The sequence below is a fragment of the Marinifilum sp. genome (assembly GCF_965230805.1).
Taxonomy (GTDB): Bacteria; Bacteroidota; Bacteroidia; order Bacteroidales; family Marinifilaceae; genus Marinifilum.
Genome location: NZ_OZ246019.1, coordinates 2,124,913 through 2,141,729 on the forward strand (window position 1 = coordinate 2,124,913; position 16,817 = coordinate 2,141,729).

Consider the following 16,817-nt stretch of genomic DNA (forward strand, 5'->3'; position numbering starts at 1 on the left):
ACTACCAAATTATTAACCTAACTCCCGAAAACATCGCCGAATATGGTGTATGCGGTTATAAGGATGTAAAAATGCACAAGGAGCTACGAAATAAGATTGATTGGTTCAAGGAATATTATCCAAAAGGATTGAGAATAAAAGCTTTGGTTATCATACCAGGGAATGTTGGAATACATTCCAGGAGAGTTGGCACACAGACCAGTAAATGCCGAAGGCTACCTGTTTATTCACTGTGTTTTTGTAGGATTTAAAAAGGGATTTAAACAAAAAGGATATGCATCGGCATTACTAAAAGAATGTATTAATGAGGCCAAGCAACAAAATAGGAGAGGAGTCGCTGTAGTCACAAGAAAAGGTTCTTTTATGAGTGATAATAATATCTTCCTGAAGCACAGATTTGAAATTGTAGGCAAAGCAAGTCCAGATTTTCAACTGTTGGCACTTCGTTTCAATGAAGATTTAATAATTCCAAGTTTTAAAAGTCATATTACTGAAAATAAGGATATCAAACAGAAAGGTTTGGTAATTATGCGATCTGTTCAATGTCCTTATATCGAGAAGAACGTAAATGCAATTCTCGAAACTGCTCAGAAAAAATATAATCTCACTGCAAAACTGATTGACTTAAAAAATCCAGAATCCGTTCAGCAAGCGCCTTGTGCATTTGGATCGTTTTGCATGATTTACAATGGAGAAGTAATCAGTCATCATCCCATAAGCAATACACGCTTTGAGAATATGATGAATAAATTGTTGAGATAATCAGTAATCTTATAGAAACAAAAAGCTCATTCCTTCCAACGAAAGAATGAGCTTTTTTATATCAATTTTATTTAGCTTCTGACAATTTATTTTGCCTTTATCTTTTTACTTGTTAATCGCATGTAATCCAATACTACCATCCAAAATACCAGCGTACTCGTTATTGTTTTCAAGGACTTCAATGGCTCGCAAAAGAGTTTTATCATTGCGCAAGCTGAATTCAATTCCACCTTTTTGGTAATGATATCTTTTCACGATTTCGTGAGCCAAAAGCTCTTTTAATTCATCTTTGAATCTTTGTAAGTCACGATCTAAATTTGGAGCTAATTTTGCTTCTAAAGCAGCAAATTCATCAGTTGAAATATCGAAGTTCTTCTCTTCTTTTGCAGATTTTTTTAAGGCTTTTATAATCTCAGTACTTTCCGATTTGTATTTAAAATCTTCTTTTGACTTCACAAATTCTACAAATTCATGAAACAGTTCATCACTAACTTCAAATTCCTTTGCAGAAGCAATGCTTTCGTGATTGTTTGCGTATAGCGTAGCAAAATCAAAAAACATGAAATCACGAATCATATTTACACTTAAAATGCTGTAAGTTTCAGGTTCAATCTTAATATCAGGGAGAATACCTCCGCCATCGTACACAGAGCGACCATTTTTTGTATGATATTCTGTAATCAAGGAATCAGCAATTTTACCAACACTGCCATCTTCGTTTCTATGACTGTAATCCAAAGCTTGAATGCATCTTCCGCTGGGAATGTAATACTTGGCCGTAGTTACCTTTAATTTGGTGTTGTAAGTAAGGTTTCGGGTCGTTTGAACCAATCCCTTTCCAAAAGTTCTATTGCCAAGTACAACTCCTCTGTCCAGATCTTGAATTGCTCCAGAAACAATCTCCGACGCAGAAGCCGAACCTCTGTTCACCAAAACAGCAATAGGAATTTCTGCATCAATAGGCAATTTTGTAGCCTTATAGCTTTTATCCCATTTCGAAACCTTTCCTTTTGTACTAACAATACCTTCTCCCTTATTCACAAACAAGTTTGTAATATCAATTGCCTGATCGAGCAAACCTCCAGGGTTTCCTCTTAAATCCAATACAATCGATTTGGCATTTTGCTCTTTCAAAGTTTTTAATGCTTCTTTTACCTCTCCAGACGATTTGTTTGTAAACTGATTTAGGTGGATATATCCGATTGAATCGCTTATCATTCCAAAGTAAGGAACTGATTGAAGCTGAATTTTTTCACGAACCAGTTTTTTTTCCATTATATTCTTAACACCCGGACGCTTAATTTTAATGGTAAGTGGCACGTTTGGTTGTCCTTTTAAAAGATTACTAACATCATCGGTACTTTTATCTTTAGTAGGTGTGCCATTAATTTCAAGCATTACATCACCTGCTTTTAATCCTGCTTTGTAGGCAGGAAATCCTTCGTAAGGTTCTGCAATAATAACTTCATCCTTGTGCTTGCTAATTAAGGCTCCAATACCTGCATATTCTCCGGTTGTCATCAGTTTAAAATCTTCAATTTCTGATTCGGATATGTATGTGGTGTAAGGATCAAGAGTTTTCAGCATGGCATCCATACTCTTTTTTACCAAATCACCAGGATCAATCTCGTCTACATAAAACAAGTTCAGTTCTCTGAACATGGTATAATAAATATTCAGGTTTTTACTGATTTCAAAATTTCTTTCATCCCTGCTGAACCCGAAGAATGCAGCACTACAAAATAGTAGAATAGCCAGCATCCATATGGCTCCTCTTTTTCCTCGAAGCTTCATATTTTTCTTTTTTTAATTGATATTTTAACTAACCCTGCGAAGATTTCCTTTCCTCAAAATAATTGTTTAGCAGAATAATTTTATTAGTAGGCAGTTACAAATATAGCTAATCCCATTGTAAATCTATCACCTTTAACATTTGTTAACCCAATTGTTGAATAATACCAATGGTGTTAGCTATCAAATAGGAATTGTCTTACCTGATAGTTTTTCAAGTTCAGATTCTTTTGATTTAAGGCACAGGATCATGGCCATGTCCTCCCCAGGGATGACAGGATAGAATTCTTCTTATAGCAAGATAAGCCCCTTTGAAGGGACCATGTTTTTTTAATGCCTGAATGGCATACGAAGAACAGGTAGGAGTGTACCTGCATGTAGAAGGAGTTAGTGGAGATATAAAATACTGATAAAACTTAATCGGCAGAATCATGATGAATAGAACTGCCTGTTTTAGTATTTTTAGAATGTTTTTCATACTCTTTAGGAATTCGTTGCAATGCCTTTTTCAGTGAATCTTCCATATCTGCAGTTTCCATAATTTTTTTTGGAAGATATACGAGCATAAAGGCGATCTGAACATTTTTATTCTCTAGTTCTTCGTAAAGCTTGTGTTTATTTAATCGATAAATTTCCCGAATTCTTCTTTTTAAAAGATTTCTCTTTACCGCATGTTTAAAGTTTCTTTTCGAGACGGTTATGGCAACTTGTGCCGGATAATTGGAATGAAGGTCAGCAGCTTTCCATACCACTCGAAAAGGATAACAGGAAAAACCGTTTCCTTCAGAAAATAGTTTGCCAATAAGAATCTTGTGTGTAAGTCTTTCAGCTTTTTCGAAAGTAAAACGTATTTTACGTGTCATTCAGTTTGGATTAAAATACAAAAATCGACAAAAAAAGGGGAAAACAAATTCCCCTTCTTAATTTTTATGTTGTGGCAGGCTACTTGTCTTTATTGTCTTTGTTATATTTCTTGATGAATTGATCCAGAGCCATAGTCATTGAAGGAGCCTGTGGCATTGGAGCCTGAATATCCAGTCTTAACATTGCATCGTTAACTGCTTTTGAAGTAGCTGGACCAAATGCGGCTATAATGGTACTATTTTGTTCAAAATCAGGAAAGTTTTGCAATAGCGAAGTAATACCAGATGGGCTATAGAAAGCAAGTATGTCGTAATTCACATCTGCCAAATCAGATAAATCACTGCTAACTGTACGATACAATATTGCCTTTGTATAATTGATTTTGTTTTTATCAAGAAGAGTTGGGATGGATTGTTTGTGAATATCTGAAAGTGGTATCAGGAATTTCTCTGATTTGTGTTTCACAATGATATCCATTAAATCTTCAAAACGTTTTTCGCCAAAGAAAATTTTACGTTTTCTGTAAACAATGTACTTCTGAAGATAGAAAGCAGTTGATTCGGAAATACAAAAGTATTTCATGTCATCGGGAACAGCAATTCTTAATTCCTCACAAACTCTGAAAAAGTGATCAATGGCTGTACGGCTCGTAAATATAACCGCTGTATGATCCAGAATATTGATTCTTTCCTGTCTAAATTCTTTGGTTGAAACACCTTCCACTTGAATAAAAGGGCGAAAATCAATTTTTAAATTGTATTTTTCGGCCAAATCAAAATAAGGGGATTTTTCTGTTTGGGGCTTTGGTTGTGATACCAGGATAGTCTTGATTCGCAAAACACTAGAGTTTAGTTCAACAATTCTTTACACCGCCTTATACCAATGATATTAACAGTTTGTAAATCACGAGTAAGGGCAAAATTTCCAAGGCACAAAGGTACAAAATCATATAAAATATTGAAACATGTTTGCGAAATAATATTTTAATGCCTCTAAACAGGCGTAATAAATAAAAAATTAAAGTAAGAATTAAACCTGCATGTAATAAAAAATGGGCAGCAAATTCGACTACAAATGGAACGCTTAAGGTAATTGGTGAAAGAAAGATTCCCAGATTTTTATTGTAGATAAATACATTGTATAAATACTCTTTCCCTTCTTTCACACCATCAAAAATATAAGCAATGGTTCTAACCACAATAAGTTTCCCAAAATAGATCAATGATAATCCTGTCAAAACAGAAAAAAATCTTAAGATTGATGATTCTTGATCAATGCCGGTGTGTATATAATTGTAGTACAGTACAGCAAAGAAAGAAAAGTTTACAAAAAACAGTCCGTTTAGAAAAATACCTCCGCGCCGATTTCTCATATTTTTTTCGAGAAACAAAGTGTTAGAAACCTGGTAGTTTAAAATCGAATCAATTAGTCTGTGTAGATATTTATTAAACGAAAAACGAATAATTGCCATAAGAATGAGAATCAAAATCCCCACGGCAGACATCCAGTCACTCTGATTTTTTTCAATTAATCTTCCATCTTTGATTAAAGGTCTTTCAATATTATTATCACGAACTGAATACTCAGCGTTTATATACTCGGGAGTTGGGATAAGATTCAGAAAAATAGTGTCAGTTCTTACGCTATCAGCAGAAGCAAGCAAAGTTTTTAATTCATAGTCGTTTGCTAGCTTAACCCCTTGTTGATTTAACGCTGTCTTATCGCTTATGACTTTCCCTTTGTTTAAGCGCTGTTGCCTAAAATTAACTTGAGGAGTAGAATCTTGAAATACCGTTTTATGAACGGGAGAGACTGATGAATTGATGAAAGCCATTATAATTTGTGTACCATTTCCACAATTACAAAGATAAATTTATTTTGAAGAGCTTGTGCATGAAGAAAAAGAAAGCCAGTAAAATTCTTAAAGCTTGAATCTTCTCATATCCAACCAAGCGTTTAATTCTTAATTTCGTTTTCTCTGTTATGTTCAATTTTTGGTTACTCTTTAGCAATGCCTGTATTAGCATAAAATAATGTAAGACTCATTTCATCCGTTTATAATATTTTTAACTTGCAACATGGAAGCTGCTAGATCAAAATTATCACTAACGAAAAAAGATTTTTCTCATTTTACTATGTGTTATATTTTTAATGATTCACTTCGAATATTGGGGAATAGAATTACACGGAAAGGAAAAATAAATTGGTTCTTCAATTTTCTTGTAACATTTCAAATGTATTATGCGTCCTAGAAACGAAACTAGCCTAAATGAATACTTTAGAGTACAATAAAAGCGTAGACAAATATGCCGATGGCATGTTTCGCTTTATCCTTAAAAACATTAAAGATGAGGATAAAGCTCGTGATATTGTACAAGATAGTTTCGAGAAGTTGTGGCGTAATGTTGAGAATGTAAATTATCAGAAAGTAAAGTCGTATTTGTTCACAACTGCTTATCGTACCATGATTGATTTGATAAGAAGAGAGAAAAGAAAAGAGGATTTTGAGAATGTTGATGTAAAAGAATATTCGCATTCCAGTCAGTATAGTGATTTGAAAGAGCTACTAAACATTGCCCTCGAAAAATTATCGGACATACAACGTGCTGTGATTTTGCTTCGCGATTATGAAGGATATTCTTATGCAGAAATAGCCAAGATTACAGACTTAAATGAATCGCAAGTGAAGGTTTATATATACAGGGCAAGAAAAAATCTTAAAAATTTTATAGGAAGTATAGAAACATTGGTTTAGAGATATTTAGGATGAGAGAAATAGACAGATACAACTACGAAGAGTTCTTTCTTGACTATCTGGAAGGAAATTTAAGTGATTCAGAAACGAAAAAACTGGAACACTTCCTTTCTGATCATCCTGATTTAAAGAAAGAGTTAGATGCAATGTGTTTACTTGAATTGCAAGAGGATAAGCTTGAGCTTGACAAATCATCACTAAAACAAATTCCTTTCAAGCTTGACTTTGATGAATTCTGTATTGCCAAATTAGAAGGAGATTTGGAGCGAATTGAAGATCAAGCCTTTATTTATTATCTAAACAACAATTTAATAGAAAAATCACAATATCAGCAATTCGAAAAAACAAGGCTAAAAGCCAATTTGGAGGTTCTCTATCCTGATAGGGATGAATTAAAAAGAAAAGATCGAAAAATTATTCCTCACTGGCTCCTTTCGGGAGTTAGAGTTGCAGCCTCTATATTGGTTTTGGTTTCGGTTTTGGATGTTTTAATATCTGTAAAAGATGATGAGCAGATTTTGGATAATCATTTAGCACTTAAAGATTCGGTAAATAAAGCAATTTTCGAAACAAATACTAAAAATGATGTTGCAAAAGAATTTTTTGCAAGCAACTCAAAGTTAGAAGAAGCGAGCAATAACTTGCTAATTGATATGAAAGACCCACAGGATAAGTTAACTGCTTTAAGTAAATCAAAATTGAATAAAATTGAAGAACCTTCTGTTTCTAATACAATTGTTAATACCCTCACAGAAAATACCAAGGCAGAACCTAAGAAAATCAGTTTGCCTGATATTATAAAAACTACTGAAATTGAGGCTTTGGCAAATGTTCAAATAGAAGAATACAAAATTGAAACAATAAATAAAGTACCTGTTAGCAGTGGATTGGCTAATTTAGGAATGGCATGGAAATCAAGTATTCCTGAGAAAAGGAACAAATCGATACTTTACGCAGTAGCTAAAATGGGAGTTGAAAAGTTAGGGGAAATAACAGGAAAAAAAGTTCAATTAGAAAAACAATACGATTCTGAAACTGAAAAAATGCGTGTAAAATTCAATACCAAAGGGATAGGCTTTTCTACATCAATAAAATAAAAGTTCACTGTAACAAAAACACCAACAAATCGTCTTACCCATAGAATTATCTAAAAAAAATGATTATGAAAAAATTACTTGTTATGTGTTTTGCATTGGTTGTAGGCTTTGGTGCTTATGCTCAGCATACAATCGATACCTTAAAAACCGATACTCTTAAGAAGAAAAAAGTCTTGATAAAAGATAGTTGGTCGAATAAAAAGGAAAAAGCTAATGAAAAAAAGACCCATACCTTGCATAAAGCTGATAGCCAAGACACCGTTAAGGTAGAATTTATGAACAAGAATGTGGTTAAGGCAGTACAGACCGACAAAGGAGCAAAAGTTAAGCTTGGCAAAATAGGCAAATTTTCTTATCAGGAAGATCGTGATACCACTAAAATTAGAATTGGAGGAAAACAAATTAATATCATAGATGGGTGGCACGGAACCAGAATCAAGATTGAAAGGGTTCATCCCTGGGATCCCAATCAAGACAAGTTCTTTCTTGAAAAAGAGCCAGGCTTTAGGGGGCATTGGGCTGGTTTTGAAATGGGAGTAAATGGATTTTCGGACGAAAGTTATACAGGATATGCTTATGATTTTATGGAATTGGATATGGCGAAATCAATAGCGGTAAACCTAAATTTTCTGCAATATGATATCAGTTTACAAAAGGAGAGAAATACCATTGGCTTGATAACGGGTTTAGGTTTGGAATGGAACAACTATCGTTTTGATAATGATATTACTTTAGCTACACAGAATGGAGTTATTCAACTGGTTGATTTATTCGAAACCTATCCAGATTGGAAGATTAAAAAAACCAAGTTAACTACTTTGTACCTTACCGTTCCTTTGTTGTTAGAGTTTCAGATACCCGTGAAATACAAGAAGAGAAGAGTTCACATGTCGGCTGGTGTAGTGGGCGGTTTACGTCTTGGTTCGCATACAAAAATTAAACATGATGGTGATAAGGTAAAAGATCATGATGATTTTAAGCTGAAAACCTTAAGATATGCAGCTCATGCAAGAATCGGTTATCGCTCGTTAAACTTTTTTGCCACTTATGGTCTTACAGAGTTATTTGAGAGTAATAAAGGGCCAGATTTAACACCGTTTACAGTGGGTATTACATTAATTAGTTTTTAAAATGAAACGAGCACGATTATAATAATTATCAAACGAGGCCGTCTTAAAAGTAGATTTATGTGTTGGTGAGTAGAGTATTTGAAAATCTTACAGATACCTACCCGAATACAAAATCCTTTTGAGACAGCCTCGTTTTTTATTGTTTGTAAGCCATTTGGGCATGTTTTGATTTTTTTAGCATAAAATAGTATATTAGGGGCATGAAAAAAATTCCCCTTACATTATTATTATCACTTTGTTTCATCTTTTCGAGCCAGGCAAACTTTGATATTCAGATTAGTTTAGATAGTCTGCAAAAAAATTATGATAAAGCTGCAGGTCACAACAAATTAAATGCACTGCTGAATCTTAGTAAATATTACTGGAATACTGATCCTTCTCTGGCAATTGAGAAATCTAAGCATGCATTGGGTATAGCCCAAACTCTCGAAAATGAAAAAAGCATGCTTAAGGCCATGTATTATTTAGGTATTGCATATCATATCGATAACCAGTTAGATAATTCCTTGGATTATTTGTTAAGAGCTCATTATTATTCACAAACACACAATTTTATTAAAGAATCAGCCGATGTAGATGTTGAATTGGCATTGGTTTATTATGAAACAAATAAGCTGCATAAAACATATGAGCATACAAATGAGGCATTCGGAATTTATAAAAAGTTGGAGGATGTTAAAGGAATTGCAAATTGCAAGAATTTATTTGGGCTCTACTATAAAGGCAACAAAGATTATAAACGAGCAGAAGAGTATTTTGAGAGTGCATTAGAATCTGCAAAAACTCTTAATAAAAAATCTTTAATCAATTCAATCATAAATGATTTGGGTTCGATGTATGCCGAAATGGGCGATACAGAAAAAGCCATATTGACCTATCAAAAGGATCCGTTTAATAAATCAGGACATGCTAATTTCAAGCGAGGTTCATTTGAGTTGGAACTGGCCAAACATTATCTTAAAAAGGCAGAGCTGTTAAACGCAAAAAAACATTTAGACAATTGTTATTCAATAGCCATCAAATTAAAATCGAAAAAGTTATTTAGAGATTATTACAGGACTTTGGCTGATTACAATTTGAAACTAGGAAATCAATCAGAATCGGTAATTGCTTTTCAAAAATTACTGCAATTTCAAGACTCAATTGCCAACGAAAAGCTGAGTAATAAAATTGAGGATTTGGATTCTCGTCATGCCATGAGCATTAAAAATCATGAAAACCAGGCATTAAGGGATGAAAACCAAAAGCAGCAGTTAAAAATCACTCGCCAATACATCATAGGATTGCTGATATTGTTGGCTTTTATCTTGATCATGTTTATGCTGATCATTAGATATCGTAACAACTTACGAGATAATGAACTGCTTCACCTTAAAAATAGTTTGGTGCACCAGCATCAAGAAGAACTGATTGAAGCGATGAAGCGTATAAAAATTAGTGAAGACAAGCTTCGTGTTGCCAATGATACCAAAGATAAAATGTTCTCGTTAATTGCACATGATTTACGTGGAGCCATTGGCAATATCAGTAATGGATTGAGAATGTACCTGGGTGAAGAAGATTTAAATCTTACCGAACAAGATAAGGAGGAATTCCTTCAAGCATTATTTCACTCTTCGGATAATGCATACGAGTTACTTGAGAACCTTTTGTTTTGGGCTAAAAATCAAACATCAACTTTATCTGCCAATAAACAAATGGTTGATGCCAGTTCAATAATCAATTCTAATATTGGATTGTTGAGCGATTTGGCTAAAATTAAATCGATAAAACTGTTTACTTCAAAAAACCCAAACATAGAGGTTTTTGTTGATTGGAATATGATTAATACAGTGCTGCGCAACCTGATTTCCAATGCCATTAAATTTACCAGAAAAGATGGAAGTGTTGAGATCAAATCCGAGCTTGGAAAATACTTTGTTAAAATATCCGTTATAGATGATGGGATTGGCATGTTACCCGATCAGATCGATAATATATACGATGGAAAAACAACCGATGGAACAGCGGCGGAGAAAGGTACTGGATTGGGATTAACTTTGTGTCGTGATTTTCTTTCTAAGAATTATGGTAAGATGATTGTAAGCAGCGAGATAGACAAAGGAAGTACCTTTGCATTTATTATTCCTAGGCGACCTATGAATCAGGAAAAATATTTGGAATTATTAGAAAAAGAAACACTTCTTTCTCTTGATTAATAAGTATTTTAGATCTGAAAAACACTTAGCTTAAACAAAATTTAAATACTAATGAGATTATTACTGATCAGTAATTCGACAAATCCGGGGGAGGAATACCTGGATTATCCAAAGCACAATATCAAAGAGTTTTTAGGAGATAAGCCCGTAAAAGCATTGTTCATTCCTTATGCCGGAGTAACTGTATCTTTCGATGATTACGAGGCTAAAGTAAAGGAAAGGTTTAATGAAGTAGGACATGATGTGGTATCCATTCATCGTTTCGAGAATCCCATTAAGGCAGTAGAGGAAGCAGAGGCAATTGTAGTAGGAGGTGGAAGTACTTGGAATTTGCTTCACTTGATTCACAAGTACAAGCTTACCGAGCCAATTCGCAATAAGGTGATCAATGAAAAAGCACCATACATTGGTTGGAGTGCAGGATCAAACCTAACTTGCCCTACCATCAAAACTACCAATGATATGCCAATAATAGATCCGATGAGTTTTAATGCTTTAAACCTTATTCCATTTCAAATTAATCCTCATTATCTGGATAAAAATCCTGATGGACATGGTGGGGAAACACGTGAAGATCGAATTAACGAATTCATGGTGTTGAATCGAGATGTTTATGTGGCAGGATTGCGGGAAGCCACCATGTTTCTTGTAGAGGACAACGAGATTAAACTGATTGGTAAAAGGCAGTGCCGAATATTTAAAAATGGCATCGAAACTTATGAATTAGGTGCAAATGACGATTTTAATTTCTTATTGAAATAAGATTCATCTAAAAAAATTAATAAAGCGATTAGGGAAACTTAATCGCTTTGTTTGTTTTGAATTTCTAACTTTACTGCCAAAGTAACCTAAGTTCGCTCTAAAATTCTGGCACAGTTTGGTCTGATTTTGATTGGAAAATTTGTCCAATTTTCGAAAGAATATCGGGATATTTCGAAGAGAATTGAGAAGATTTGTGCCAAAATCACTTTAAAGTAAAAACATAAACAACCATACACTCATGGACTTATTCGCGTCGGCTTATTTTGTTTTGTTTCTTATCGTTGCAATAGGCTTTGTTGTAGGTAACATCAAAGTAAAAGGCATTTCACTCGATGTTTCAGCAGTAATTTTTGTTGCCTTGGTTTTTGGTCATTACGGAGTTAGTATTCCTGAGGATATTCAAAAAATAGGATTAACACTCTTTATTTTTACCATAGGAATTCAAGCTGGCCCAGGTTTTTTTGAATCCTTTAAAAAGAATGGGAGAGAGTTGGTTATACTTGCCATTATTTTAGTGGGAAGTGCTTCCTTAATTACTGTTTTGTTTGCCTTGATCTTTAATATTGATACCAACATAGCTATCGGATTATTAACCGGATCGCTAACCAGTACACCCGGACTTGCCGCTGCCATTGAAACTACGCAATCGGCAATGGCATCAATAGGCTATGGTATTGCTTATCCTTTTGGAGTTATTGGGGTAATATTGTTTGTGAGAATGTATCCTAAATTGTTTAAAGTGGATATCTGCAAAGAAACACAAAAGCTGGAAGATGCGGCTCAGCAAAATTTCCCTGAGCTTTTTAATAAGAACTTTGTAGTTGAGAATGAAAATATTGTTGGTAAAAGCATTGCCGAGTTAAAAATTCGATCGATGACTCAAGCCAATATTTCCCGAATCATGCACAATGGTAAAACAATTGTTCCTACACCCGATACCATCTTAGAAAGTGGCGATATTGTAAAACTAATTGGTACCGAACAGGCTTTGGAAAGTGCTAAAATGATAATTGGTGAAGCAACAGAAGAAAATATCCCTTTGAGCAGGGATTATGTGGTTGAATCAATTTTAGTAACAAACAAGCAAGTTGTAAATAAAACCATTGGGCAGTTAAACGTTTTGGCCAATTACAATGCCCGTATTACACGCATCCGCAGAGCCGGAATTGATATGGTAGCCAGTTCAAAATCGGAAATTCGTTTTGGAGACAAACTGGTGGTAGCCTGTGGAACCGGAAATATTAATAACGTGCGTCACTTGTTTGGTAACGACAGTAAGAAACTGTCTGATACCGATTTTTTCCCAATTGCAACAGGAATTGTACTTGGCGTGTTGGTGGGGAAGTTAAAAATCTCTTTTTCAGATGATTTTACCTTCGGTTTGGGATTAACGGGAGGTGTACTTATTGTGGCTCTGATATTGAGTAGAATAGGAAAAACTGGGCCTATTCTTTGGACCATGTCAGGATCATCTAACCAACTACTCAGGCAGTTGGGATTACTCATGTTTTTGGCCGTGGTTGGAACCAGTGCAGGAGCTCATTTAGAGCAAACCTTTCAGGAATCAGGATGGGTACTATTTTCCGTAGGCATTGGTATTACCTTAATGCCAATGATACTAACCACCCTAATTGGGCACTTTGTATTAAAAATGAATATTCTCAATTTACTGGGAGCTTTAACAGGCAGCATGACCAGTACACCAGGTTTAGCCGCTGTTGATGGCATGTCCGATTCAAGCGCACAATCCATAGCTTATGCTACGGTTTATCCAATTGCTATGGTATTTCTTATTGTTTGTGTTCAGATTTTAAGTTTATTCTAAAAAAAATCCGTCAGAACTTATTTGCCTGACGGACGATTGTTATTTAATTAAAAATCAATTTCTAATACAATTGGACAATGATCTGAGTGAACCACATCGGCAAGAATGGTAGCTCCTTTTAGCTTATCTTGTAAGCTCTTACTTACCATGTGGTAATCTATTCTCCATCCCAGATTCTTGGCTCTGGAACCAGCTCTATAGCTCCACCAGCTGTATTTGTCTGGTGATTGATCGAAAACACGGAAAGAATCAATAAAACCACTTTCAATAAAATTGCTTACCCATTCTCTTTCTTCAGGTAAAAAGCCCGAGACACCTTTTTTCTTTTCGGGTTTGCTGATATCAATTTCTTTATGACAGATGTTATAATCGCCACCGATAACCAAGTTTGGACGTTCCTTTTTCAATTCATTGATATATTCCTGAAAATAGGCCAACCATTCCATTTTATAGTCCTGACGAGGACCTCCGGTTGTTCCTGAAGGATGATAGGTACTAAATACCGAAATATCACCAAAATCAGCTCTAATAGCTCTTCCTTCAATGTCGTATTTCTCGTTGCTCACACCTGTGACGATAGCATCTGGCTTTTGTTTGCTTAAAATTCCAACACCACTATAACCTTTTTTTTCAGCAGAGAACCAATAGCAATGGTATCCCAATTCTTCAAACAAATGAGATTCAATTTGTTCAGGTTGTGCTTTGGTTTCTTGAATCAATAATATGTCCGGATTTTCTTCCTTTAACCAACCAATTAGGTCTTTCCCCAATGCAGCACGTATGCCATTAACATTGTAGCTTATAATTTTTTTCATATTATTTCGTGAGTTTGTGTATTAGTAAAATTGAGTATTTGTCAATTTACCATTGTGAAGATATAAAAAAGCTTTACTTCGAAGAAGCTATATGAAAACCAAAATTACAAAATCACGAAATTACACATTCACAAAATGCTCTCTTTTACTTAAAATCAACTATTTTTGTACAAAAACCAATAGACATTGAAAGAAGGACTGGTAATAAAATCAACAGGGAGTTGGTATACTGTAAAAACCAACGATGGAGAAGTACACAATTGCCGTATTAAAGGGCGATTTAGAATGGAGGGAATCAGAACCACCAATCCAATTTCGGTGGGCGATAAAGTAGATTTCGAAGAAGATAAAGAATCGAAGGTGATTGTTAACATTCACGATCGCAAAAACTACATCATTCGAAAGTCATCTAACCTTTCCAAGCATAGTCAGATTATTGCCTCCAATGTCGATCAGGCATTCTTAATTGTAACCGTAAATTACCCACTTACAACAACAACCTTTATTGATAGATTTTTAGCTACAGCCGAAGCATACCATATTACTGTAAAGCTTATTTTTAATAAGATTGACCGATATCGACCCAATGATATGGATCGATTGGATGGGTTAAAGGCAATTTATGAAAAGATTGGTTACAAATGTTACGAAATTTCAGCAAAGAACGGTACACATCTCGATATTATAAAAGAAGCGCTAAGAGATAAGATCAACCTTTTATCAGGACATTCGGGAGTAGGCAAATCAACATTAATTAATGCCATCCAACCTGGGTTGAATCTAAAAACCGGAGAGATTTCCGAAGCCCATTCACAGGGAAAGCATACAACTACTTTTTCAGAGATGTTTGAGTTGGATTTTGGTGGTTATATTATTGATACTCCCGGGATCAGGGGTTTTGGAACAATTGATATGGAAAAAGAAGAAATCTCGCACTTTTTTCCTGAAATTTTTGAGGCATCGAAACATTGTCAGTTCAACAATTGTAGTCACATTCATGAACCCAAATGTGCAGTAAAGGCTGCTGTTGAAGCAGGAGAAATTAGTATCACCCGATACGAAAGTTACCTTGGAATGGTTATGGAGGATGAGGATAGCAAATACAGAATTTAGTAAAAGATTTTTATTTAAAAAGATATAATTCAGCACGTAGTTATTACGTGCTTTTTGCATAAGGCATTAGCTGAAAACCACCGCAAAAATGGCAAAAGTACTAAAAACCAAAGAATTCCTGGAAATGGGTAAATCAATTCCGATAATTGATGTTAGAACTCCGGCAGAGTTTAAGGAGGGACATATTCCGGGTGCATTTAACATTCCAATTTTTACGAACGAAGAGAGGGTTTTAGTAGGAACGAAGTACAAGAGAGAAAGTAAGGATGCTGCAGTACTCTTAGGGCTTGAATTGGTGGGATCTAAGCTGACTTCATTTGTAAACGCGGCGATGGAATACGCAGTTCAAAAGGAAATTATGGTGCATTGCTGGCGTGGAGGAATGCGCAGCGGAAGTATGGCCTGGTTATTCGAAACAGCAGGATGTAAAGTATATGTACTTGAAGGAGGATATAAGGCTTACAGAAGGTATATTCGTCAACAATTTACTGAAAAGTCGGAATTGCTTGTGCTTGGAGGGATGACTGGAAGTGGGAAGACAGCGGTGCTGCATGAAATGAAAAAACTTGGGGCACAAATCCTCGATTTGGAAGGTATTGCACATCACAAGGGATCTGTTTTTGGATCATTGGGTCAGCTTGAGCAACCCAGCAACGAAAATTTTGAAAATTTACTGGCCAATGTTTGGTTAGATTTAGATCCAAACCAAGCAATTTGGATTGAAGATGAGAGCAAATCAATTGGTTCAGTGTGGATAAATGATGCATTATTCCGACGAATGCGACAAAGCGATGTAATTCAAATTCAGGTACCTAAATCCGAAAGAATAAAGCGCTTAGTAAAAGAATATGCTTGTTTCGATGCGGAAGTATTGGCACAAATGATCTTAAAAATTGGAAAGAGGTTAGGAGGACAGAATGTAACATTAGCTACAGAAAGTTTAGTGAAGGGAGATTATGCAACAGCTGCCAATATAAGCTTGAACTATTACGATAAAGCATACAAACATGGCTTGTCAAAAAGAGAAGGTCAAACAATTCATTACTTGGAATTGGATAAAGATGATCCGAAAGAAAATGCAAAAAAAGTGATAGCGTATTACAATTCTTTAAAAAAGTAAATCATTCAACTACACAAGTAATCGTAATGTCTACCTGTTTACCAACAAAAACGCCGCTTTTTGGGCCAATTTTATAGTCTAAGCGATTGACTTTGAGTTTTCCTGTCAGTGTATTGCGAGAGGAATTAAAAATGATCTCAACTTCCTTTTTTACGCCATGCATGGAAAGTGAACCGATTACTTTATAGTTCATGCCTGTGCGAGAAACTGTTTTGGATGCAAAACAAATTTCAGGATAGCGGGCTATATCGAAATACTTAGGCCCTTTTAAAGCTGTATCCCTTTTTTTCATTCGTGTGTTTATTGATGTTGCATCAATACAAACATCAAAACTAGCTTTCGCAATGTTTTTAGGATCAAATGTTACATTTCCAGTCATCCCTGTAAACTTGCCTTTTACTGTATTGGCGCCAAGATTGGCAACACGAAATTCAACATTAGATTTATCCATTACTATATTTTGAGAGGAGCTTGTAAATAGAATACCACCCACAAAAACTGCTAACAAGACTAATCTTTTTATCATCTTTTATGAATTTAAATAGTTATTAATTAGGAAAATGGGACAAGGCTTTCACTTAAAAA

16 protein-coding genes are annotated in these 16,817 nt (G+C 34.9%); 9 read left to right on the plus strand and 7 right to left on the minus strand.

What is annotated here, in order from left to right; translation table 11 throughout:
• The first annotated feature begins 162 nt into the window (after nucleotides 1-162).
• Nucleotides 163-762 (plus strand): YoaP domain-containing protein, encoded by a 600-nt coding sequence (locus tag ACO05S_RS08505; protein WP_421921083.1) that lies wholly within the window; start codon nucleotides 163-165, stop codon nucleotides 760-762.
• Between the two features lie 105 nt (nucleotides 763-867).
• Here the strand turns inward: ACO05S_RS08505 and ACO05S_RS08510 are convergent, their stop codons facing one another.
• The 5 genes from ACO05S_RS08510 to ACO05S_RS08530 form a co-directional block, all read right to left on the minus strand.
• Nucleotides 868-2,556 carry a S41 family peptidase gene (locus ACO05S_RS08510; RefSeq protein ID WP_421921084.1) on the minus strand — a complete coding sequence of 563 codons (1,689 nt, stop codon included), beginning with the start codon at nucleotides 2,554-2,556 and terminating at the stop codon, nucleotides 868-870.
• A 232-nt stretch (nucleotides 2,557-2,788) separates the two neighbouring features.
• Nucleotides 2,789-3,031, minus strand: coding sequence for a membrane protein insertion efficiency factor YidD (yidD, locus tag ACO05S_RS08515; RefSeq protein WP_421921085.1), 243 nt, complete (start codon nucleotides 3,029-3,031; stop codon nucleotides 2,789-2,791).
• A complete protein-coding gene (locus ACO05S_RS08520) occupies nucleotides 2,970-3,416 on the minus strand; it encodes a ribonuclease P protein component (RefSeq protein ID WP_421921086.1) in 447 nt (148 codons plus the stop codon). The genes yidD and ACO05S_RS08520 overlap by 62 nt, the downstream gene beginning before the upstream one ends.
• Before the next feature lie 79 nt (nucleotides 3,417-3,495).
• Nucleotides 3,496-4,254 carry a uroporphyrinogen-III synthase gene (locus ACO05S_RS08525; protein WP_421921087.1) on the minus strand — a complete coding sequence of 253 codons (759 nt, stop codon included), beginning with the start codon at nucleotides 4,252-4,254 and terminating at the stop codon, nucleotides 3,496-3,498.
• A gap of 37 nt (nucleotides 4,255-4,291) precedes the next feature.
• Complete coding sequence (locus tag ACO05S_RS08530; protein WP_421921088.1) at nucleotides 4,292-5,251, minus strand: DUF4271 domain-containing protein; 960 nt, start codon at nucleotides 5,249-5,251, stop codon at nucleotides 4,292-4,294.
• A gap of 435 nt (nucleotides 5,252-5,686) precedes the next feature.
• Between ACO05S_RS08530 and ACO05S_RS08535 the strand changes: the two genes are divergently transcribed.
• The 6 genes from ACO05S_RS08535 (at nucleotide 5,687) to ACO05S_RS08560 (ending at nucleotide 13,184) form a co-directional block, all read left to right on the plus strand.
• A complete protein-coding gene (locus ACO05S_RS08535; protein ID WP_421921089.1) occupies nucleotides 5,687-6,172 on the plus strand; it encodes an RNA polymerase sigma factor in 486 nt (161 codons plus the stop codon).
• 11 nt (nucleotides 6,173-6,183) lie between these two features.
• A complete protein-coding gene (locus ACO05S_RS08540; protein WP_421921090.1) occupies nucleotides 6,184-7,269 on the plus strand; it encodes a hypothetical protein in 1,086 nt (361 codons plus the stop codon).
• A 65-nt stretch (nucleotides 7,270-7,334) separates the two neighbouring features.
• A complete protein-coding gene (locus ACO05S_RS08545) occupies nucleotides 7,335-8,399 on the plus strand; it encodes an outer membrane beta-barrel protein (RefSeq protein ID WP_421921091.1) in 1,065 nt (354 codons plus the stop codon).
• A gap of 200 nt (nucleotides 8,400-8,599) precedes the next feature.
• Complete coding sequence (locus tag ACO05S_RS08550) at nucleotides 8,600-10,597, plus strand: tetratricopeptide repeat-containing sensor histidine kinase (protein ID WP_421921092.1); 1,998 nt, start codon at nucleotides 8,600-8,602, stop codon at nucleotides 10,595-10,597.
• Nucleotides 10,598-10,648: 51 nt separating this feature from the next.
• The gene (gene pepE, locus ACO05S_RS08555; RefSeq protein WP_421921093.1) at nucleotides 10,649-11,359 is read left to right on the plus strand and encodes a dipeptidase PepE; all 711 of its coding nucleotides are present in this window, start codon (nucleotides 10,649-10,651) and stop codon (nucleotides 11,357-11,359) included.
• Nucleotides 11,360-11,597: 238 nt separating this feature from the next.
• Nucleotides 11,598-13,184: an aspartate:alanine exchanger family transporter gene (locus ACO05S_RS08560; RefSeq protein WP_421921094.1), complete on the plus strand. Its 1,587-nt coding sequence runs from the start codon at nucleotides 11,598-11,600 to the stop codon at nucleotides 13,182-13,184.
• 47 nt (nucleotides 13,185-13,231) lie between these two features.
• Here the strand turns inward: ACO05S_RS08560 and ACO05S_RS08565 are convergent, their stop codons facing one another.
• Nucleotides 13,232-13,999, minus strand: coding sequence for an exodeoxyribonuclease III (locus tag ACO05S_RS08565; protein ID WP_421921095.1), 768 nt, complete (start codon nucleotides 13,997-13,999; stop codon nucleotides 13,232-13,234).
• Nucleotides 14,000-14,185: 186 nt separating this feature from the next.
• Here ACO05S_RS08565 and rsgA point away from each other — a divergent pair, with 186 nt between their 5' ends.
• Together rsgA and mnmH are read left to right on the plus strand one after the other, a co-directional pair.
• Nucleotides 14,186-15,112, plus strand: coding sequence for a ribosome small subunit-dependent GTPase A (rsgA, locus tag ACO05S_RS08570; protein ID WP_421921096.1), 927 nt, complete (start codon nucleotides 14,186-14,188; stop codon nucleotides 15,110-15,112).
• Nucleotides 15,113-15,200: 88 nt separating this feature from the next.
• Complete coding sequence (gene mnmH, locus ACO05S_RS08575) at nucleotides 15,201-16,232, plus strand: tRNA 2-selenouridine(34) synthase MnmH (protein WP_421921097.1); 1,032 nt, start codon at nucleotides 15,201-15,203, stop codon at nucleotides 16,230-16,232.
• Nucleotide 16,233: 1 nt separating this feature from the next.
• Here the strand turns inward: mnmH and ACO05S_RS08580 are convergent, their stop codons facing one another.
• Nucleotides 16,234-16,758, minus strand: a complete 525-nt coding sequence (locus ACO05S_RS08580; protein ID WP_421921098.1) for a YceI family protein — start codon at nucleotides 16,756-16,758, stop codon at nucleotides 16,234-16,236.
• Nucleotides 16,759-16,817: the final 59 nt, after the last annotated feature.